Raw genomic sequence first — 21,141 nt, forward strand, 5'->3', positions numbered from 1 at the left:
CCACTGCTCCACTACCACCATATTTGCCTGACAGATAGTCTTCGACGACGGCTCGCTTAAATTGCGCGCTGTGCTTGCTCATAAAAAACACCCCAAGTCGTTGGACGGTTGTCCAACTTTTGGGGTGCAGTTCAAATCGCGGGCGTTTTCATTCGGGGCGGCCGGATCAGACGAGCCGCAGATAAATCAGCTCACGCTTGATATACGCATAGAAAATCGGCGCGGCGATCACGCCCGGAATGCCGAACGCGGCTTCCATCGCGAGCATTGCGAGAAGCAGTTCCCACGCGCGCGCCTCGATCTGGCCGCCGATGATGCGCGCATTCAGGAAGTATTCGAGCTTGTGAATGACGATCAGAAACGCGAGCGACGCGACCGCCGTGCCGAACGACACCGACAGCGAAATCCCGACGATGATCGTATTGGAGATCAGATTGCCGATCACCGGCAGCAGCCCGACGATGAACGTGACCAGCACGAGCGTCTTGGAAAGCGGCAGCCTTTCGTGAAAGATCGGCAGCGCGACGAGGAGATACAGCGCGGTGAAGACGGCGTTGATCGCGGAAATCTTGATCTGCGCGAACACGATGCGGCGAAACGCGTCTGCGAAGCGCGACACGCGCGCGATGAGCGCCGTGGACAGCGGCAAGCGGTGATGCGAAGGCCGCGGCGCGCTCACCGCGATGATCGCGCCGATGATCATACCGATCACGATGTGCCCGAAACCGCGCGCCATTTCCTTGCCGCCTTGCTGGAGCATTTCGGCGTGCCTGTGCATCAACTCGGTGGCTTTGTCCTTCATCTGGCCGGCATCGACCGGGAGATAGTTCGCGATCCAGTCCGGTACGCGCAGGCGCGCGCTCGACGTGATGGTCATCAACTGATCGAGCAGCTTTTGCAGGCTCGGCACGTCGTGTTCGAAATGTTCGATGGTGGCGACGGTGGCGCCCGTCAGCCCGCCGACGATGATGGCGGAAATCAGCCCGACCGCGATGAGCCGCGCGCCCTTGCTCACCACATGGCGCTCGATCACCGGCGAAATCATGTGTACGAGCTGGAACACAAGCATGCCGGCGAGAAGGCCGCCGAGCAGTTTCAGATCGAGCACCAGCCACATTGCGAAGAGCGCGAGGGCATAACTACCGATCTCCACCGCGGACAGCTTCGGCAAGCTCATGTCGCTCGTCAGCCTGACGTGCCGGGTGGGCAGGTCCCGTACACGCGCTTCTTCGTTGGCAGCTTCGTTGCGCTTCGGCATGACTGCGTTCCTTTCCCCTGCTGCGTAAGACGGTTATTCTTGCCGCGGCGCGCGCGGCGCTTCCAGCGGTCCCGGCTGGCGCGCCCGGCCGCGAGGCCCGGCCCGTGGTTCAGGCCGCCGATTTGGCCCGTTGCAGCAAGGGTGCCAGATATCTGCCGGTAAAACTCGCCTTCGATTTCGCGACCTGTTCCGGCGTCCCCTGAGCGATGATCTGCCCGCCGCCCGCGCCGCCTTCCGGACCGAGGTCGATCACCCAGTCAGCGGTTTTGATCACGTCGAGATTATGCTCGATGATGACGACCGTGTTGCCCTGATCTCGCAGCCGATGGATCACTTCGAGCAGCAACGCGATATCGTGAAAGTGCAATCCGGTCGTCGGCTCATCGAGGATATATAGCGTCCGACCGGTATCGCGCTTGCTCAGTTCCAGCGAAAGCTTGACGCGCTGGGCTTCGCCGCCCGACAGCGTCGTCGCGGACTGGCCGAGCCGGATATAGCCGAGACCGACATCGAGCAGCGTTCTCAGCTTGCGCGCGACCACCGGCACCGCCTTGAAGAACTCGTGCGCCGCCTCGACCGTCAGATCCAGCACTTCGCTGATGTTCTTGCCCTTGTACTGGACTTCCAGCGTCTCGCGGTTGTAGCGCTTGCCGTGGCACACGTCGCAGGGCACGTAGACGTCCGGCAGGAAGTGCATTTCCACCTTCAGCACGCCGTCGCCCTGACAGGCTTCGCAGCGCCCGCCCTTCACGTTGAACGAGAAGCGGCCCGGATCGTACCCGCGCTCCTTGGCTGCCGGCACGCCGGCGAAGAGTTCACGGATGGGCGTGAAGAGCCCCGTGTAGGTGGCCGGATTCGAGCGGGGCGTGCGGCCGATCGGCGACTGATCGACGGCGATCACCTTGTCGAAATGCTCGAGACCTTCGATCGACTCGTACGGCGCGGGCTCCGTCGCCGAGCCGTACAGATGCTGCGCGACCGCGTGCTGCAGCGTGTCGTTGATGAGCGTCGACTTGCCCGAGCCGGAGACGCCCGTCACGCAGGTCAAAAGTCCGACAGGCAGATCGAGCGTCACGCGCTTCAGATTGTTCCCGTGCGCCTCGACGATGCGCAGCATGCGATCGTCCGGTTTGGTGCGCTCGGCGGGATAGCCGATGGTGCGCTTGCCCGACAGATACTGGCCGGTGATCGAGTTCGCGTCTTTCTGCACCTGAACCGGCGTGCCCTGCGCGACGATCACGCCGCCATGTTCGCCCGCGCCCGGTCCCATATCGACGACGTAATCCGCCATGCGGATCATGTCCTCGTCGTGCTCGACCACGATCACCGAGTTGCCGATATCCCGCAGATGCTTGAGCGTGCTGATGAGCCGGTCGTTGTCGCGCTGATGCAGGCCGATGGAAGGCTCGTCGAGCACGTACATCACGCCGGTGAGCCCGGAGCCGATCTGCGACGCGAGCCGGATGCGCTGCGCCTCGCCGCCGGAAAGCGTTTCGGCGCTGCGTTCCAGCGACAGATAATCCAGCCCGACGTTGTTCAGAAACGAGAGCCGCGCGACGATTTCCTTGATCACTTTGTCGGCGATCTCGCCCTTCGCGCCCTCTAGGCGCAGCGTCTGGAAATAGCCGAGCGCATCGCGCAGCGGCCAGCCGCTGATTTCGTAGATGCCGCGCGCCTGGTCATTGGCGCCGACTTTGACGAAGCGCGCTTCGCGCCGCAGGCGCGTGCCTTCGCAAGCCGGGCAGGGCTGATTGTTCTGGTATTTCGCGAGTTCCTCGCGCACGGCGGCAGAATCCGTCTCGCGATAGCGTCGCTCCAGATTCGGGATGATGCCTTCGAACGCATGCTCGCGAACCGACGCGCGCCCGCGCTCATTGATGTACGAAAAGGGAATTGCCTGTTTGCCCGAGCCGTACAAGAGGATCTTGCGCACTTTCTCGGGCAAGTCTTCGAAAGGCGCGTCGATCTCGAATTCATAGAATGCCGCGAGACTCTGCAGCATCTGAAAGTAGAACTGGTTGCGCCGGTCCCAGCCCTTCACCGCCCCCGCCGCGAGCGACAGCGACGGATGCGCGACCACACGCTTCGGATCGAAGAACGTGATCTGGCCGAGCCCGTCGCACTCGGGGCACGCGCCCATCGGATTATTGAACGAGAAAAGACGCGGCTCCAGTTCCGGCAGCGAGTACGAGCAAATCGGGCACGCGAACTTCGAGCTGAAGAGCTTTTCCTTGTCCGTGTCCATTTCGAGCGCGATCGCGCGGCCATCGGCGAGACGCAGCGCGGTCTCGAACGATTCCGCGAGGCGCTGCTTCATGTCCGGGCGCACTTTCAGGCGGTCGATCACGATGTCGATCGTGTGCTTGTCGTTCTTCTTGAGCTTCGGCAGGGAATCGACTTCGTAGATTTTCGCGACGCCCTCGTTTGCCGTGCCGCCGCCCGAGCGGATGCGAAAACGGATGAAACCCTGCGCCTGCATTTCCTCGAACAGTTCGACATGCTCGCCCTTGCGATCCGCCACCACCGGCGCGAGGATCATCAGCTTGGTTTCTTCAGGCAGGGCGAGCGCGGCATCGACCATTTGCGAGACGCTTTGCGCCTCCAGCGGAATCAGATGATCCGGGCAATACGGCGTACCGACGCGCGCGTACAAAAGACGCAGATAGTCGTGGATTTCCGTCACGGTGCCGACGGTGGAGCGAGGATTGTGCGACGTGGCCTTCTGCTCGATGGAAATGGCAGGCGACAAACCTTCGATCAAATCGACGTCCGGCTTTTCCATCAACTGCAAAAATTGCCGCGCATACGCCGAGAGGCTTTCCACGTAACGGCGCTGGCCTTCCGCATAAAGGGTGTCGAACGCGAGCGACGACTTGCCCGACCCGGACAGACCCGTGATCACGATCAGCTTGTGGCGCGGCAAGTCGAGATTGACGTTCTTCAGATTGTGGGTACGAGCCCCACGAATGCGAATTTCTTCCACGAGTTCGTTCCGGCGTTTTTTCGGATGCTTTCGGATGATTTCAGCGGCGCTTTCATCGGCCCGGACGGGCCATACAGCCATTGCCGGGCGGAAAGAGAGGGAACCAAACCTGCTACTATAACGACTTTTGAAGGGCGCAGCTCCCGGGCCCGAGGGCCGGATGCACGTCAATCGGCCGGCGCGGGGACTTGCAGGCCGTGTGCGGAGCGAGCGCTGGCGCAACGAGCCGTACGCCCAGGCGATTCGTTCCATATAGTGCCGTTACGAGCAAGAACAAGGCGACCGCGCCTGCCTGCGCCGCAGGCCAGGCCCGACGCGACCCTCATCCTTTTCCCGTTTCTGATGTCCAATCCGTCTGCCACGTCTACACGTCTCTCCGCGCCGGAGCTGCGCGCGACCGTGTCGCTCGCCGCCATCTTCGCACTGCGCATGCTCGGTCTGTTCATGATCATGCCGGTGTTTTCCGTCTACGCGAAAACCATCCCCGGCGGCGACAACGTGCTGCTCGTCGGCATCGCGCTGGGCGCCTACGGCGTCACGCAGTCGATGCTCTATATCTTCTACGGCTGGATTTCTGACAAGTTCGGGCGCAAGCCGGTCATCGCGTTCGGCTTGCTCGTGTTCGCGCTCGGGAGCTTCGTCGCGGCCATCGGGCATTCGATGGCGTGGATCATCGCCGGGCGCGTGATTCAGGGGATGGGCGCGGTGTCGTCGGCGGTGATCGCGTTCATCGCCGATCTGACTCACGAGGAAAACCGCACCAAGGCGATGGCGATGGTCGGCGGCAGTATCGGCGTGTCGTTCGCGGTGGCGATCGTCGGCGCGCCGATCGTTTTCCACTGGGTCGGCATGAGCGGACTGTTTACGGTGATCGGCGTGCTGTCGATCCTCGCGATCGGCGTCGTGTTCTGGATCGTGCCGGATCCGCCGGCGCATCCAGTCCACGTCAAGGCGCCGTTCGCGGAAGTCCTGCACAACGTCGAGCTGCTGCGTTTGAACTTCGGTGTGCTCGTGCTGCACGCCACCCAGACGGCGCTCTTTCTCGTCGTGCCGCGCATTCTGGAGGAAGGCGGGCTGCCGGTCGCGTCGCACTGGAAGATTTACCTCCCTGTGATGGCGCTCGCTTTCGTGATGATGGTTCCGGCGATCATCGCCGCAGAGAAACGTGGAAGAATGAAGAGCGTCATGCTGGGCGCGATCGGGCTTATCCTGATCGGCCAGTTGTTATTGGGCGCCGCTCCCCATACGCTGTGGTCCGTGGCCGCCATTCTGTTCGTGTACTTTCTCGGCTTCAACGTGCTCGAGGCGTCGCAGCCGTCTCTGGTGTCGAAGCTCGCACCGGGCACGAGAAAGGGCGCGGCGGCGGGCGTGTACAACACGACACAGTCGATCGGCCTTGCGCTTGGCGGGGTGATCGGCGGCTGGCTGCTCAAGCTCGACGGGCCGAGTGCGGTCTTCTTCGCCTGTTCGGGGCTGGTGCTCGCATGGCTCGTTGTCGCAGCATGGATGAAACCGCCGCCGCGCAGGGCCGAGCGCGTGGCCTGACAGATAGTTGAACCATCGAATCAAAGCCGGCTGGTATGGGCGAATCCACGTCTGAAGACCGGATCGTTCCAATCCCAGCATTCGGCTGACAGTTAGCAAGGAATCTACCGGAGAAATCATGGCATCAGTCAACAAGGTCATTCTCGTGGGCAATCTGGGCGCGGACCCGGAAACCCGCTACCTCCCGAGCGGCGACGCCGTGGCCAACATCCGTCTCGCGACGACGGACCGCTACAAGGACAAGAGCTCCGGCGAATTCAAGGAACTCACGGAGTGGCATCGCGTGGCGTTCTTCGGCCGGCTCGCGGAGATCGTGAACGAATATCTGAAGAAGGGCTCGTCGGTGTATATCGAAGGCCGTATCCGCACGCGCAAATGGACCGACCAATCGGGCCAGGAGCGCTATTCGACGGAAATCGTCGCGGACCAGATGCAGATGCTCGGCGGCCGCGGCGGCGCGGTTGGCGGCGGCGATGAAGGCAGCTACAGCCGAAGCGCGCCGATGGAGCGTTCCGGCGGCGGCGGGCGCGCGCCTGCGGGCGGACGCCCGAGCGGTGGCGGAGCGGGAGGCGCAGGCGCCGGTTCGAGCCGCCCGAGCGCGCCGGCGGGCGGCGGCTTCGACGACATGGACGACGATATCCCGTTCTGACGAACAGGAAACGATTTGCGCATCGAAAGGATGGGCCTCCGGCTGAATTAGCCCGAGGCCCATTTTTTCGCTTCGGCAAGGCGCTTTCCGAATTATCGCGCGCGCTCCCCCTTTTCTCGCCGGACATATTAATCTCTCGATATGCGTGGGGCGAACGGCGATGTCTAATCGGACTTCTCCTATGGCCTGTGATTTATTCGCGTCCTATTTTTGAAGTAATTATTCAAGAGAATAAAGAACATAATTTTGCTTGATGTCATTGATTTAGGCATTTTCACCGTATTTGATCATCGATTTTGTCGAGCACAGATTCGGGTAAAAGCGCGCCTATCGATTACCGTCTCGGATTAATCCGCTGAGCAGGTCGACCCAAGCAAACTCACCAAGACCAGCAACTTCAATGGGGGCCTCTTGAAGCTTCGAATAATATTGGCTGACGATCATCCTTTCGTACTCCTTGGGATGAAAGCGCTCTTTGCCGCAGACCGTGGAATTGAGGTCGTCGGCGAGGCAAATAACGCGAGCACTTTGCTGGCCGAGCTTGCCGTCAAGTCATGCGACGTTTTGGTCACGGACTTCGCCATGCCCGAGCCGGGTGGAGATGCGAATGACGGCCTTCGTCTCATCCGCAAAGTGCGTCAGGATTTCGAAAACGTCAGCATCGTCGTGCTCACTAGCGTCAGCAATGTCGCGATTCTGCGCTCCATCTTGAACGCCGGCGCGATGAGCCTCGTCAGCAAGGCCGAGCCGATCGAACTCGTTGGGACGGCCGTGCGGCATGCGAGCGTCGGACGTCGCTTCGTGAGCGCGTCGTTTCTCGCCGCGCTCGCGGAGGCGGGCACGGAGACGGACTTTTCGGCCGAGGAGCCGCGCCTTTCGCCGAGAGAGATCGAAGTCGTCCGCCTGTTTGCCAAAGGTCATTCAATTACAGAGATCGCGAGAGAGCTCGAGCGCGACGTCCGCACCATCAGTCGCCAGAAGCGCGACGCGATGAATAAGCTCGGCGTACGAAACGATCCCGGATTGTTCGCATTCGTTCGCGCGCGCGGACTCGGATGAATTTTGTTGTGCGTTTTTGATTTCGGATGCGTCTTATGTATCTAAATAATTCGGTATCCGATGCTTATGTTTCATTTCCGGATTCAGAATCGGGTCCGCAGTTCGATAAGGGGTTGGAGTCAATGGAGTTCGGGAACGGGAGCCAAGTGTTCTCGCACGCTAAACGGATAAGACTGGCGATAGCGGATGACCATCCTCTCGTCATCCTTGCAGTCGAGCGTTTTGCCGGGAATTTTCCCAGTGTGGAAGTGGTGAGTCGTAGCACGAATTCGACACAGCTCGAAGAGTCGCTGGCTCGCGGCGAATGCGACGTAGCGATCATCGACTTCTTCATGCCGGGCGGGCGCTACGGTGACGGCATCGACCTGATTCAGCATATAGCGAACCGGTATCCCGAAGTTCGCATCGTCGTCCTGTCACGCAACGACGACGCCTCGATCGTGAAACAAGCACTGGAGGCAGGGGCGCATGCGTTCCTGAGCAAGGAGGACCGGCTCGACCTGATCTACGTGGCCATTGTTTCGGCCATCGCCAATGAGACCTACCTCGGACCAGGCATTCGCCGAATGCTGGCACTCGCGGACTCTGAAAGTCATGCACGCTTCATTCGTCAGAGACTCACGAGTCGTGAGCTGGATGTAATCGAGCGCTATGCCCGCGGCGCGAACGTCACCGAGATCGCGAAGGAACTCGACCGTAGTGTGAAGACAATCAGCGCGCAGAAGTGTGCGGCCATGCGAAAGCTCGATCTGTCGACCGACGCTGATTTGTATCGATTCATCGCAGACAGCGGCTTGATCTAAGGCGGACTGGGCAGCGCGGGGGCGGTTAGCAGTAAAGGCCGGCAAGGAGACAGCGCTCAGTCGGTCGACGACTGTGGCGCGCCGGACAACTTCATCAGAACGCACAAACAATGACAACAAAAACGCTGAAACGAGCGATTGTTGCGGACGACCATCCGGTTGTCATCAAAGGAATCCAAAGCTTCCTGGAGCAAGACGGCGCGATACGAGTGGTCGCTACCGCGCGGGACACGCTGGAGCTTGCGGAGGCGGTCGATACGACGCCGTGCGACTTCGTTTTCTCGGATATCGGCATGCGCGGTATCGACGGCGAAAGCAGTTCGATCGCTTTTCTTCGGCGTTTGGCGTGGCAGGAACGACGCCCGAAGGTCATCGTCCTGACGATGATTTCACAGACGCGAATGCTGGCGGGCCTGGTTCAACTCGGCGTGGATGGCCTGATCGACAAGCGCGACGGACTCGAATACTTGCGCGACGCGATATCGGTGGCTGAGGCGGGCGGCTGCTTCCTTTCGCCGCGCGTGGAGGCGGCGGTGAGTCATCTGCCGGCGACATCGCCGGCGCGCGCAGGCGTATTGAGCCGGCGAGAGTGGGAAGTATTTCAGCTCTATGCACGCGGCCTTCTCATTCACGAAATCGCGGATCACTTCGGGCGAAGCCGCAAGACAATCGCGACGCAGAAGCGAAGCGGCATGCGCAAGCTGGGCCTCGAAAGCGAAGAGGAAATGGTTGCATATCTGCAGCAGGTCGGATTGATCTGAGTCGGCGTGGCCGTCAGCAACGCCCGATTCTAAAGCAAATTGGGACGGTTCTTATTCGATTCCGATGCATTGCGGATCAGACTCAACTCATTTGCTTCGACAGGCAAGCATGAAGCGCGTTGGCATTCGTCCGTCAAAAGCGGTGGACTGACATCGTGGGCTTGCCCGGCCGGCCACGCAGCTTTCGTTGCACGCGTCGGCCTCGTATCCGAGGGGTTCGAATTGAGATTTCTGTTCGCACGTTGTCTGCTTCTACTCGCCCTGATCAGCGTGACTGTCCCGCTATCCAGCCAGGCAGCCGAGTCGCATGTTCACACCAGGGCCTCACAGCCAACAGCTGGCGTCCGGGCCGAACCGAAGAGCGCAGCAGCCACGCTGAATCTCGACGAACCCGAGCGCAGTTATCTGCGCACGTTGAAGCCCGTCGCCGTCGGATTGATCGAGGCAACGGGCGACTCCGCCGATGAGTCGCTCCAGCGGCCAGAAGTCGCACTGGAAGACATCGAGAAATCGCTCGGCGTCACGTTCCAACCGAAGCACTTCAGCGATTGGGCAAGGGCCGCGTCGGCCTTTCAGCGGGGCGAGATCGACATGATCGTCGCGCCGAGCCCGCCGGGAAGGCTTAACTACGCCATGCACTCTGAGTTGCATCCGCTCGATCTGCTCATCGGGCGCGCATTCGCGCAATCGGGGGCGTCGCAATCCGGAGGCCCGCAGACGGCTGGATCCGCCGGCTGGAACGTCACGGCGTTGCGTCTGCTGCCGGCGCTCATCGGCATTGCCGCCGTGCTGTTAGTCACGCTGCGCGCCTTCATTCGACTGCAACAGGAAATGAACCGGCGCATCGAAACGGAGCAGCGTCTCGGGACGCAACTCAGTTTTCAGCAAACCATGATGGAGGTGGTTCCGTACCCGCTCGTCGCGAAGGACATGCAGAACCGCTACATCATGGTGAATCGCGCCTTCGAGGAAGTGCTCGGGGTACAGCGCGAAGACATTATCGGGCGCACGAGCCTCGAGGTGACGGCGTGGGGTGAAGCGCATAGCCGCGTGCTGAATGAACTGACAGGTACGACGCTGGCCACCGGTCAGCGACAGGAAGTCGAAGCTGAGTTCCTCGACAATCAGAATCACCCGCGGTGCGGCCTTTTCTGGACCGGCGCATTCACGGCATTGAACGGGGAGCGAGCGGGCGTCGTCGGCACGATGATCGACATCACCGATATCCGCGACGCCGAAACCCGCGCGCGGCAAACCGAGCGGCGGCTTCGCGACGTGACGCGATCGCTGCCGGCAGTCGTGTTCCAGTTGCGGCGCGCAAGCGACGGCACATACAGCCTTCCCTATATCGACGGCGATACCCGGCAGTTGCTCGCACTGGACGTCGTCGCACTGGCTGACGATCCGATTCACGCGTTGACGCGCATTCACGCCGACGACAGCGCGCGTCTGCTCGAAGAAATCGAAGCGTCGGCGCGCACACTCGAGCCGCTGCATACCGAGTTTCGCTCAACGGTGGAAGGCGTTACCCGCTGGATTCGCGCCGACCTCGTCGCGCAGCGTGAGGACGACGGGGCCGTGGTCTGGAGCGGCTATTGGGCCGATGCCAGCGTGGAGCGCGCCCGCGCGGACGAACTCGCCCGAGCACGGGATATCGCCGAAGCCGCGTCGCGCGCGAAGGACGACTTCCTGGCGATGATGAGTCACGAGATCCGCACGCCGATGAACGGCGTTTTGGGGCTCGTCGAAGTGCTCCAGAACACGCCGATGAATTCCGATCAGTCGCAGATGCTCGGCATGATTCAGGATTCCGCGAGTGCGCTCCTGCAGATCCTGGACGATCTCCTCGACTATTCGAAGATCGAGGCCAACCGGTTGACGATCGAGTCGACTCCGATCGATTTGCGCGAACTCGTCGATAGTGCGGTCGGCCTGCTCGCCGGAAGGGCGCACGAAAAGGGTCTTCGCGTGCGGGTCGACGTGGCGCCGGAAGTGGCTGCGACGGTAAGGGGCGACAGCGTGCGCCTGAGGCAGGTTCTCTTCAACCTGATGAGTAACGCGATCAAGTTCACGATCAAGGGCGATGTCGCGCTCCACGTACGCGCGATCGAGCAGGGCGCATCGGAACAGGTGATCGAACTATGTGTGAAGGACACCGGCATCGGGATTGCCGCGGAGGCTCAGCAAAGCCTGTTCGAGCCGTTCGTGCAAGCGGAGACTTCCACGACGCGCCGCTTCGGCGGCACCGGGCTCGGGCTGACGATCTGCAATCGTCTCGTCGAATTGATGGGCGGCGCGATGAGTCTCGAAAGCGCGATCGGCGTCGGAACGGCGATGACCGTTCGTCTCGCAATGCCCATCGAAACGTTGCGATATCAGATCGACGGGTTGCGCGGAAAGCGGGGCATCGTCGCGATCGACGACGACCGAGTAGCGGCAGCGCTCATGCACTATGGCGAGGCGCTCGGTCTCGCGTTGCAGCGCTACACGCCCAACGAACTCGCGCGGTCGCAGCCGGGGTCGCTCGACGACATCGAGATCGTCTTTCTGAGCGATACGCACACGCTCGCGCTTCCGCTCGGTTCGCGCGTGATTCACATGACCGAAAAGCCAAAGCCCACCGGATACCGGATTCTCGAAGATGACATCCGCGTGAGCGTCAATCCGATTTCATGGCACGGGCTTGGCGCGGCTTGCGTCGCAGCATTGACAGGCATGCCGCAGATCGCATCGGGACTCACGCTCCGCCACGAAGCAAAGATGGCGGCGCCGGACCGGGAAGACGCACTGCGCAGCGGCAAACTCGTGCTTGTGGCCGAGGATCATCCGGTGAACCAGGAACTGATCCGTCATCAGCTCTCGCTGCTCGGTTTCGCCTGCGATGTCGTGCACGATGGTGCCGAGGCGTACGCCGCGCTGGCGGATACGCGCTATGGCTTTCTGATCACGGACTGCCACATGCCGAACATGACGGGGTACGAACTGGCGCGTCGGATCCGGGCCGATGAAGCCGGCACGACGCGTCGCCTGCCGATTCTCGGCATCACGGCGAGCACCGCGCCCGACGAACTGCAGCGGTGCCGCGACGCGGGCATGGATGACCGGCTCGTCAAGCCGACCCGGCTCGCGACGTTGCGCGAACATCTGAACCGCTGGTGGGTGACCGAGGCTGCCGCGCCCGAGACCGGCGCGCATTCACCGCAAGCTACGGACGTGCCGGCGCGCGACGACGATGATCTCGACCTGAGCGCGATGGCTCAGCTATGGGGGAGTGAAACGACCGTGAAGGCATTGCTGGACGCGTTCGTATCGTCGTTCCGCGAGGATCTCGTGACGCTTCGGCAGTTGCTCGATCGCGGCACGGTGGACGATCTACGGGATTGGCATCATCGTGTCGTCGGGGCGGCCAGCGTTTTGCAGTATCGGCCGCTGCTTGGTGCGCTGAAGGATTTTCGTCGGGATCTGCATGTGAAGACCCGCGACGCACGCCGGCGCGAAGGCTTTGCCTTGATCGCGCGATGCGAACAACTCGTCGAGCGCATCCAGGCGAAAGGTGCCGCACTTGCCTGATGGGGCGACGTGGCGCAACGGCGCCGCGTCCGCCTCCTTCTTAATCCAGAAATGTCTCGTGACTCGCATCGACCGGTTCGCGGTCGCGGAAGTGGGCCAGCGCGAAGTCCACGAATGTGCGCGTCTTGGCCGGCACGTGTCGGCGTCCCGGGTAGACAATCGACACTTCCTTGTCCGCATCCTTGAGCGAATAGCCCGGCAGCAGGCGCACGAGCGAACCCGTTTCGATGTCCTGCGCCACATAGCTCTCCGGCAGCACCGCGATTCCCATTCCTGAAAGCGCCGCTTGCCGCAACATGTGCGAGCTGTTCACGGTGTATGCCGGGTCGAGGGCGACGCTTTCCTCCATGCCCGAAGGTCCGACAAAGGACCACGTCGATCCATGAATATCCGCGGTTGGCGCGAGAAACGCGTGTGCCGCCAGCAACGCCGGACGGTCGGGCGCACGGCGCCGCGAAAGATAGGCCGGCGATGCGACGAGCACGGCCGCCACTTTCACCAGCGGGCGGTTGATCAGCATGCCGCTGTTGACGAGATGCGGCACGACGATGCCGACGTCGAAGCCTTCCGCGACGAGATCGACCGGACGATGCAACAGCGTCACACGGAGCTTCACATTCGAATATCGCTCCATGAATCCGCGCAGCATCGGCGTGAGCCCGAGCAATGAAAAAGATGCCGATGCCACCAGCTTGAGCGTGCCCGAGGGATCGACGGAGCTGGTTCCCACCGATGCCTCGATCGTCTCGATCTGATCGATCACCACACGGCAGCCTTCGGCATAAGCGCGCCCAGCCTCCGTGAGAGAGACGCTGCGCGTGGTTCGGTTCAGCAAGCGCGTGTTGAGATGCGCTTCGAGCAGTGAGACGTAGCGCGTTATCACGGCGTTGGAGAGATCGAGCGCGGCAGCGGCGCGGCCGAATGACTCTGTTTCCGACACCTTAAGAAAGACGCGCATCGCTTGAAGTTGATTCATTGGGCGAGCGATTTGAGAAACGCTTTTAGACGCTTCGAGTATGCGAAGGAGGCAAGCGGTTGGAGCGCAGCCTCGCGTGCGCGATGTTATAGCGCAAAGGGATGTTCGGAAATCGGAGGCTTCTGATCTCGATCAGGTGTCTCAATGTAACCACTGTCGTATGTGTGCAACTAAACCCTCACAACGCACCGGCGACGACCGTGTGATGCGATCTGTAAGTTCAGGCGCCGTAAGTATTTATCCATATCGAAATTACATTTTTCGAATTATTCGAAAAGGCTTTTGTGTTTCGTTTGGCCGTTTCTCAAAAAGACCGGGCAATAAACTTTGTCGTGCCGAATATCGGTGCTGAGCTAAACGAGCAAAGAGGCAATCCAAGCTCGACAGGCGTTCGGCCTGAAGCAACCCATCGAGTCTCACGACTCAGCAAAGGAACTCGCATGAAAAAGAATTTGATCGTCACGGCCATCGCAGCTCTGGCCGCATCGTTCGCAGGCGCTGCGAACGCGCAAAGCAGCGTCACGCTGTATGGTTTGATCGACGCAGGCTTCACGTACGTGAATAACGTGCCGGCTACGGATGGCTCCGATAGCATCAAGGGCAGCTCGTTCCAAATGAAGGGCGGCAACGTGCAGATGAGCCGTTGGGGCCTGCGCGGCACCGAAGATCTGGGCGGCGGCATGAAGGCGATCTTCACGTTGGAGAACGGCTTCGACGTGACCAACGGCACCTCGATTGGCGGCAGCGGCTTCGGCCGTCAGGCTTTCGTCGGCCTGTCGACCAATGCAGGTACGGTAACGCTGGGTCGCCAGACCGACTCCGTGACCGACTACCTCGGCCCGCTTAGCGCGACTGGCACGTGGGGCGGTACGTACTTCGCGCACCCGGGCAATCTGGATAACCTGAACGGCGACGACTTCCGCGAGAACAACTCGATCAAGTTCCAAAGCGCGAACTACGCCGGCTTCTCGTTCAGCGGCCTGTATGGCTTTTCGAACGTGGGTAACTTCGCAGCGAACCGTGCATACAGCATCGGCGCGGGCTACGCGAACGCTGGTCTGAAGCTCGGCCTCGCATACATGCAAGGGAACGGTGTCGGCGGCAATGCTCGGGGTGCGATTACGGACTTCGTGTTCCTGAACAACGACGACAACCAAGTCGCCACCGACGTTCGTCAGCGCACGTTCGGCGCGGGCGCGAGCTATTCGATTGGCGCTGCGACGTTCGGCGCGTTGTGGACGCAGACCCGTCTGGATCGTAACTCGTCCGACGGTTCGGTTATCACCAACAACTACGAAGTCAACGGTCGTTACGCGCTCCCCCCGGCATTGTCGCTGGGCGCTGCGTACACGTACAGCCGCTACCGCGACAGCTTCTTGAGCGACGCCGCGGTCCATGCGCACCAGTTCGGCCTGCAGACGGACTACGCGTTGTCCAAGCGCACTGACATCTATGCTGAAGGCGTAGTGCAGATCGCCAGCGGCGGTGACGAAGGCGTGTATCCGGCTGCCGGCATCAATGGCGTTCCGACTTCGACGAGCAGCCGTCAAGTCGTTCTCTCGACGGGTATCCGTCACCGCTTCTAAAGCCATCGGAGCAATACCGAGCTTTAGCTAGTTAGAAAAGGGCGCCGCAAGGCGCCCTTTTCGCATGTTTGCCTGTTGCCACTGAAGCGAAGCGCATCCCGCATTCGGATGCTCTACCATGGCGATGTGGTCATCGCATCGAAAACGCGCTGTCCGCCAAACAGGAGAAGAGCCATGACCTCGACATGCAGACCACATGTACGCTGGACGACCGTTCTGATGTTCGCCATTCTCGCGTCAGGCGCGGCTCGTGCGGACACCGTCGCCCTGAAAGCAAATCTCCAGCCCTCGAGTGAAGTCCCGCCGCGCGTGAGCAAAGGTCACGGCACAGTGGACGCGACGTTCGATACCGACACCAAAGTATTCACCTGGACCGCAACCTACGCGGAGTTATCGGGCCCCGTGACGATGGCTCATTTCCACGGCCCCGCGCCGGTCGGTCAGAACGCGAAAGTGCAAGTGCCCATCGACACGAAAGCCCTCGCGAGTCCCATGAAGGGACAGGCGACGCTATCGGAACAACAAGTAAACGACCTGATGACCGGGCAGTGGTACTTCAACATCCACACGCAGGAAAATCCGACTGGCGAGATCCGCGGTCAGGTGATGCCGGCGAATTGAAACGCACCGGCCGGATCAATCAACGATGAGCTGGCAGAGCACCCTGGCTTGCTGGGCCGTACGCACGCGCATGCGCCCGCACAGCGCGAAGCCCGAACTCGACGTCGAGTTGGCGCGAAGCTACGCCTCGCGTCGAATCTGGTCGCCGCGCGTGCCGAAAGGCTGGCGGCTCGATACGCGCGACGCGAGCGGCGAATGGCTCACACCGCCGACCAATCCACGTGCAACCATTCTCTATCTGCACGGTGGAGGCTATTACTTCTGCTCGCCGCGCAGTCATCGGGCGATTACGTTCGGGTTGGCCACGCAGGCAAATGCGCGCGTCTTCTCGCTCGATTACCGCCTTGCGCCGGAACATCGCTTTCCCGCAGCGCTCGACGATAGCGTTGCCGCATACCGTCGCTTGCTCGGAGACGGCATTCCGGCACAATGGATCGCGATTGCAGGGGACTCGGCCGGCGGCGGCCTCGCGCTCGCGACGCTCCTCGCGCTGCGCGACGCGGGAGATCCGCTTCCCGCGGCTGCGGTGCTGTTTTCGCCGTGGACGGATCTGACCTGCAGCGGCTCGTCGATGCGAACCAACGACGGCCGCGATCCGATGTATCAGGCGGCCATCTTTCCTCGCGTGGCCGCGCAGTATCTCGGCGCAGCCGACGCGCGACATCCTTACGCCTCGCCGGTATTCGGCCAGTTCGAAAGCATGCCGCCGCTGCTGATTCAGGTCGGCGACACCGAACTGTTGCTGGACGATTCGACTCGCGTCGCGACTAAAGCGCGCGCGGCCGGCGTGCGCGTCGAACTGGAGATCTGGCGCAACGTTCCGCACATCTTCCAGATCTGGGCGCCGTTCATGCCCGAAGCAAGCGACGCGCTCGCGCGCGCCGCCGCGTTTATCGACGCCGCGACCGCCGCGCCCCGGACTCATCTGCCGCCCATGACCTCGATCGTCTGATAGGCACGTTCGACGGCCGGCGCGCCATAGCGCCGCTCGAGCCTGCGCACGGTGAAGTGGCCATGCGCCATCTGCTGGAAGTGGTCGATGAACACCGTGTTGACCATCGCGCCGAGCACTGCGCCGATCGCCGGAATGGACTTCGCGGCCACTTGCTCGCTGACCTGCACCGAAAACCTCGATGCGATCGTCTGCAAAAACTTGAGCAACGCCGTCGATCCATGACTGCCGAGTCCCTTCGCCGCGATCTCGTTCGTCGCGCGCGACACGGACTGCGCGAGCGCGCCGCGCACAATGAAATAGCCGAGATCGGTGTTGTCGTCGCTGGCTTTGGTGCCGCCCATGCCGAGCACCATCATGCATTGCAGCTGGGTTTCGACGCGATGCACGTCCTCGCCCTCGCTACGCGCGATATCGCAAATCGAGCGGAACATCAGCGTGGTTGTCACCGGCAATTCGACAGGCAATGCGAACAGCCCGAAAGCGCCGCCTGCCGCGCCGGTCGTCGCGACGGCCAGCTTGTGCATCAGATTGTGCGGTTTGTCGGGAGGCGGCGCGAGCAGCGAACTGGACGGCGCGCTCTTGCCGAGCGTGCGCAATGCGAGCTGGAGGCACTTTCTCAGCGCCAGTTGCGTCGCGTCGTCGACCTTCTCTTGCGCGGCGGCAGGCAAGCGGCCCATCAGTTTTTCGATGGGCGCCCCGACGACGCTCGCCAGCTTCATCGTCAGCGAGGGGCTTTCCAGCGCTTCCTTCGCGCGTGTGAGCGCCGCAAAATCTTCGGTTGTGAGCGGCGAGGTGATGATCGGCGTCGGTTCCATGCGATGTCTTCTGTCCGGTAAATGGTGAGTTGCCACGCAAATTAGAGCGCGGCGCCGTGCTATGATTCCATTTCAATTGACTAGTCAATCATTGCGTCTACAAAAAATGGCCGTTCACACAGCCGCGCACCATTCCAGCGGACAGGTCCTGCCTTTCCGCGAATCCCTCATGGCGATGCTGGGCGTCTCGTTCGTCACGATGCTCGTCGCGCTCGACCAAACGGTGGTGGGCACCGCGCTGCCGACGATCGTCGCCGAGCTTAAAGGCTTCGATCTCTACGCGTGGGTCGCCACGTCGTATCTTCTGACTTCCGTCATCACCGTGCCGATTTTCGGCCGGCTCGGCGACTACTACGGACGCAAGCCGTTCGTGATCGCGTCGATCGTCGTGTTTACCGTCGCCTCGGTGCTCTGCGGACTCGCCAACAGCATGATGTTCCTCGTGCTGGCGCGCGGGTTGCAAGGCATCGGCGGCGGTATGCTCGTCGGCACTGCGTTCGCGTGCATCGCCGATCTCTTTCCGGACAACGTCGTGCGCCTGCGCTGGCAAGTGCTGATGAGCTCGGCGTTCGGCATCGCGAACGCGGTCGGGCCGTCGCTCGGCGGTTTTCTCACGCAATATTACGGCTGGCGCTCGGTGTTCTATGTGAACCTGCCGGTGGGCATCGTCTCGCTTTATTTCGTATGGCGTTTTCTGCCGCATCTGCGCCACGTCGCGCATGAAGGCAAAATGCGCCTCGACTGGCCCGGCGCCGCGCTCATCGCGGTGGCGCTCGGCGCATTGCAATTGTTCGTCGAAATGCTGCCGAAGCATGGACTCGGCGCCGAGACCGCCGCGTTGCTCGCGCTGAGCGTCGCCGCCGGCGTCGCGCTGTGGAAATGGGAAATGCGCTGCGACTACGCGATTCTGCCCGTCGACATGTTCCGCAACAAGGCGCTCGCCGCGCTCTTCACGCTCGCGATTCTCGGCGGCTTCACCATGTTTTCGTTGCTGTTTTACGCGCCGTTGCTGTTTCAGGGCGGCTTCGGCATGTCGCCGAAAGACGCAGGCATGATGATCACGCCGCTCGTCGTGTTCATCACGATCGGCAGTATCGTAAACGGGCGCATCGTCACGCGCCTGAAGAACGCCAATCTGATGCTGTATGTCGGCTTCGCGTTGCTCGCCGTCTCGTGTCTGGGCATCGTCGTCGCCACGCACAACATGCCGCGCTCGCTGCTGCTCGTGATCATGCTGCTCGGTGGCCTCGGTCTCGGCTTCGTGATGCCGAATCTCACCGTGTTCGCGCAGCAGACCGCAGGGCGCGCGCATCTGGGTATCGCGACGGCGCTGTTGCAATCGCTGCGCATGATCGGCGGGATGATTGGCACCGCGCTCACCGGTACGCTCGTGAGCCATCTGTACGCGAGCGGCGTGAGTCTCGCGCTCGAAAAGGATCACGCGATGCGCTGGGTCGGCGATCTCTCCGATCCGCAGATTCTCATCAACCGCGAAGGGCAGCAGGCGTTGCTCTCGCAACTGACGGCGGCTGGCCATAGCGGGGCGATGCTGCTCGAAGCCGCGCGCGAGGCGCTCGTCGCCGCGATTCACATCGGCCTTGCAGTGGCGGCGGTGGTCGCGGTGGTGTCGCTGTGGCAGTCGCGCCGTGTGCCGCCGGTGCGCCTGAAAGGGCCGCAGGAACCGGTCATCCTCGCCGAATGAATACGGAAATCGAAAGCATGAATGAACAGGACCGTATCGCCGTGGTGCAGCAGTTCGGGCGCACGTATCGCGCGTTCATGTCGGCGTTCGAGGCGGCCGTCGGCCAGCCGATGCCGCGCTGGCGCATCCTGCTCGCGTTGCATGAACACGCGGGCGTGCTGTCGCAGAAGAGGCTCGTCGAACGTTTGAAGGTGGACCCGGGCGCGCTGACGCGGCAGTTGAAGACGCTGGAAGGGCTCGGCTGGATCGTGCGCAGCGTCGATGCACGCGACAATCGCGTGTCGAATGTCGCGCTGACGGCGCAAGGGCGCGCGATGGCCGAAGAAAGCCTGCCGCGTCGCAACGCGTTTCTGCACGACACGATGGCTTCGTTGCCCGATGAAGCGATCGAAGCGTTGTCGAGCGCGCTTCACATGTTCGAGGGACGCATTCAGGAAGTGGCGGCCGCGAACGCGTCGCAAGCGGCCGTCGTCGAAGAGAAAGCTTAAAAGAACGTTTCGATCACTTCGGTGACCCGGTATTTCGGATCCAGGACGAGAATCTGACGCCACTTGTCGAAGGTCAGGCACGGGTGCGAGATGTCGAACGCGATCATGTCGCCGACTTTCACGTCGTCGCCCGGCTTGATGCGCAAGTACGCGTGCTGGTCCATCAGGCCGAAAATCTCCCAGCCTTCGTCGGGCGAAACATCGCGAGGCGCTTCATTGCCCGGACGATAATGCTTCGCCGGCTCGGGCATGCCCGCATCGAATGCGGAATCGCGCTTGCCGAGCCCGATGATCGCGCGATCCGGTTCGGGAATCGACTGCACATACGCCCACAACTGCAGCGCCGGCTTCAAACCTTGCCCCATCTTCTTCGCGATCGGATTGCGCGCGAAGATCTCGCTCTGCGCTTTCTTGTAGATGCCGACATCGTGCGTCAGATAGCAGCCCGGGCGCAGCACGACTTCGATCGCGTCGCTGTTGGCCTTCGCGAATTCGTCAGCGACGACGTCATACCATGCCGATCCCGCGCCCGAGAGAATCGCGGGCTTGCGCGCGATCTTGCCGTCCGCGATCAGCTTGCGCGTGACGTCCACCGCGCTTTGCAGGAACGCGCGAACTTTCGTTTCGTCCTGCAGCACGCCCTCATACAACTCGATGCCCGCAAGTTCGATCGTGCCTTGCCAGCGCGCGATCGCAGCGAGCACCGCATCGCGCTGCGCGTCGTCGCGCACGCCGGTGCGTCCGCCCGGCACGCCGAGCTCGATCAGGACGTTCAGCTTTTTGCGGACGGAACTGAAGAATTCTCCGAGCTGATCGACGCCGTCGGCTGAATCGACCAGACAGAAGAACTCGAAATTCGGATCGGTGAGCAACTCGGCGATCATGCCCATGTTGCGTTTGCCGACGAGCTGATTGGCCATCAGGATGCGATGCACGCCGCCGCGATACGCCGCGCGCACCTGATGCGCGGTCGCGAGCGTGATGCCCCACGCGCCGGCGTCGAGCTGACGGCGAAAGAGTTGCGGCGCCATCGTCGTCTTGCCGTGCGGCGCGAGCTTCACGCCGTATTCGCCGACGAACGCCTGCATCCACTTCAAGTTGTGCTCGATGCGATCGGAATAGAGCACGGCGGCGGGCAGGCTCACGTCCTCTTCGAGCAGATTCCATTGCAGGCGCGACGCGTCGTTCAACTGGATGCCCGTGCCCGGCACCATGCCGAGACCCTTGCCGAACGGGTCGATCGTCGCGTTCTGATAGTTTGTAACTTTCATGTGCTGCTACTCCATCGTCCGTTTAAATAAACCTTGCGCACGACTCGATGCGCATCAGAGTTGACGGTGCTATGTTAACCAAAGTAGCATCCGCGATGG

At 61.8% G+C, this 21,141-nt stretch carries 16 protein-coding genes; 11 read left to right on the forward strand and 5 right to left on the reverse strand.

Going from position 1 to position 21,141, the window contains the following annotated elements; all coding sequences use genetic code 11:
* Positions 1-166: 166 nt before the first annotated feature.
* Positions 167-1,258 carry an AI-2E family transporter gene (locus tag NCS58_RS02320; protein ID WP_061117865.1) on the reverse strand — a complete coding sequence of 364 codons (1,092 nt, stop codon included), beginning with the start codon at positions 1,256-1,258 and terminating at the stop codon, positions 167-169.
* A 109-nt stretch (positions 1,259-1,367) separates the two neighbouring features.
* Positions 1,368-4,241, reverse strand: a complete 2,874-nt coding sequence (gene uvrA, locus NCS58_RS02325) for an excinuclease ABC subunit UvrA (RefSeq protein WP_250537763.1) — start codon at positions 4,239-4,241, stop codon at positions 1,368-1,370.
* Between the two features lie 342 nt (positions 4,242-4,583).
* Here uvrA and NCS58_RS02330 point away from each other — a divergent pair, with 342 nt between their 5' ends.
* From NCS58_RS02330 to NCS58_RS02355, 6 genes are all read left to right on the forward strand, one after another.
* Positions 4,584-5,786 carry an MFS transporter gene (locus tag NCS58_RS02330; protein WP_250476252.1) on the forward strand — a complete coding sequence of 401 codons (1,203 nt, stop codon included), beginning with the start codon at positions 4,584-4,586 and terminating at the stop codon, positions 5,784-5,786.
* A 118-nt stretch (positions 5,787-5,904) separates the two neighbouring features.
* Positions 5,905-6,435: a single-stranded DNA-binding protein gene (locus tag NCS58_RS02335; RefSeq protein WP_061117863.1), complete on the forward strand. Its 531-nt coding sequence runs from the start codon at positions 5,905-5,907 to the stop codon at positions 6,433-6,435.
* A 429-nt stretch (positions 6,436-6,864) separates the two neighbouring features.
* A complete protein-coding gene (locus tag NCS58_RS02340) occupies positions 6,865-7,494 on the forward strand; it encodes a response regulator transcription factor (protein WP_284502105.1) in 630 nt (209 codons plus the stop codon).
* A 146-nt stretch (positions 7,495-7,640) separates the two neighbouring features.
* A complete protein-coding gene (locus tag NCS58_RS02345) occupies positions 7,641-8,297 on the forward strand; it encodes a response regulator transcription factor (protein ID WP_250537764.1) in 657 nt (218 codons plus the stop codon).
* 110 nt (positions 8,298-8,407) lie between these two features.
* Positions 8,408-9,058 (forward strand): response regulator transcription factor, encoded by a 651-nt coding sequence (locus NCS58_RS02350; protein ID WP_250476256.1) that lies wholly within the window; start codon positions 8,408-8,410, stop codon positions 9,056-9,058.
* A gap of 270 nt (positions 9,059-9,328) precedes the next feature.
* Positions 9,329-12,628, forward strand: a complete 3,300-nt coding sequence (locus tag NCS58_RS02355) for an ATP-binding protein (RefSeq protein WP_250537765.1) — start codon at positions 9,329-9,331, stop codon at positions 12,626-12,628.
* 40 nt (positions 12,629-12,668) lie between these two features.
* Here the strand turns inward: NCS58_RS02355 and NCS58_RS02360 are convergent, their stop codons facing one another.
* Complete coding sequence (locus NCS58_RS02360; RefSeq protein WP_250537766.1) at positions 12,669-13,604, reverse strand: LysR family transcriptional regulator; 936 nt, start codon at positions 13,602-13,604, stop codon at positions 12,669-12,671.
* 440 nt (positions 13,605-14,044) lie between these two features.
* Between NCS58_RS02360 and NCS58_RS02365 the strand changes: the two genes are divergently transcribed.
* The 3 genes from NCS58_RS02365 (at position 14,045) to NCS58_RS02375 (ending at position 16,763) form a co-directional block, all read left to right on the forward strand.
* A complete protein-coding gene (locus NCS58_RS02365) occupies positions 14,045-15,190 on the forward strand; it encodes a porin (protein ID WP_250537836.1) in 1,146 nt (381 codons plus the stop codon).
* A 219-nt stretch (positions 15,191-15,409) separates the two neighbouring features.
* Positions 15,410-15,811, forward strand: coding sequence for a CHRD domain-containing protein (locus NCS58_RS02370; protein WP_409241784.1), 402 nt, complete (start codon positions 15,410-15,412; stop codon positions 15,809-15,811).
* A gap of 25 nt (positions 15,812-15,836) precedes the next feature.
* On the forward strand, positions 15,837-16,763 hold the full coding sequence (locus tag NCS58_RS02375) for an alpha/beta hydrolase (protein WP_250537768.1): 927 nt from the start codon (positions 15,837-15,839) through the stop codon (positions 16,761-16,763).
* On the opposite strand, the gene NCS58_RS02380 is transcribed toward NCS58_RS02375, so the two are convergent.
* Complete coding sequence (locus tag NCS58_RS02380; RefSeq protein ID WP_250537769.1) at positions 16,733-17,581, reverse strand: EcsC family protein; 849 nt, start codon at positions 17,579-17,581, stop codon at positions 16,733-16,735. The genes NCS58_RS02375 and NCS58_RS02380 overlap by 31 nt on opposite strands.
* Before the next feature lie 106 nt (positions 17,582-17,687).
* Between NCS58_RS02380 and NCS58_RS02385 the strand changes: the two genes are divergently transcribed.
* The gene (locus tag NCS58_RS02385) at positions 17,688-19,283 is read left to right on the forward strand and encodes an MFS transporter (RefSeq protein ID WP_061117856.1); all 1,596 of its coding nucleotides are present in this window, start codon (positions 17,688-17,690) and stop codon (positions 19,281-19,283) included.
* 17 nt (positions 19,284-19,300) lie between these two features.
* Positions 19,301-19,771: a MarR family winged helix-turn-helix transcriptional regulator gene (locus tag NCS58_RS02390; RefSeq protein WP_250537770.1), complete on the forward strand. Its 471-nt coding sequence runs from the start codon at positions 19,301-19,303 to the stop codon at positions 19,769-19,771.
* Here the strand turns inward: NCS58_RS02390 and NCS58_RS02395 are convergent.
* Positions 19,768-21,042: an amino acid deaminase gene (locus NCS58_RS02395; protein ID WP_250537771.1), complete on the reverse strand. Its 1,275-nt coding sequence runs from the start codon at positions 21,040-21,042 to the stop codon at positions 19,768-19,770. The two genes, NCS58_RS02390 and NCS58_RS02395, sit on opposite strands and share 4 nt — an antisense overlap.
* Positions 21,043-21,141 lie beyond the last annotated feature (99 nt).

This window comes from Caballeronia sp. INML3B (assembly GCF_023631305.1).
Lineage (GTDB): Bacteria > Pseudomonadota > Gammaproteobacteria > Burkholderiales > Burkholderiaceae > Caballeronia > Caballeronia turbans.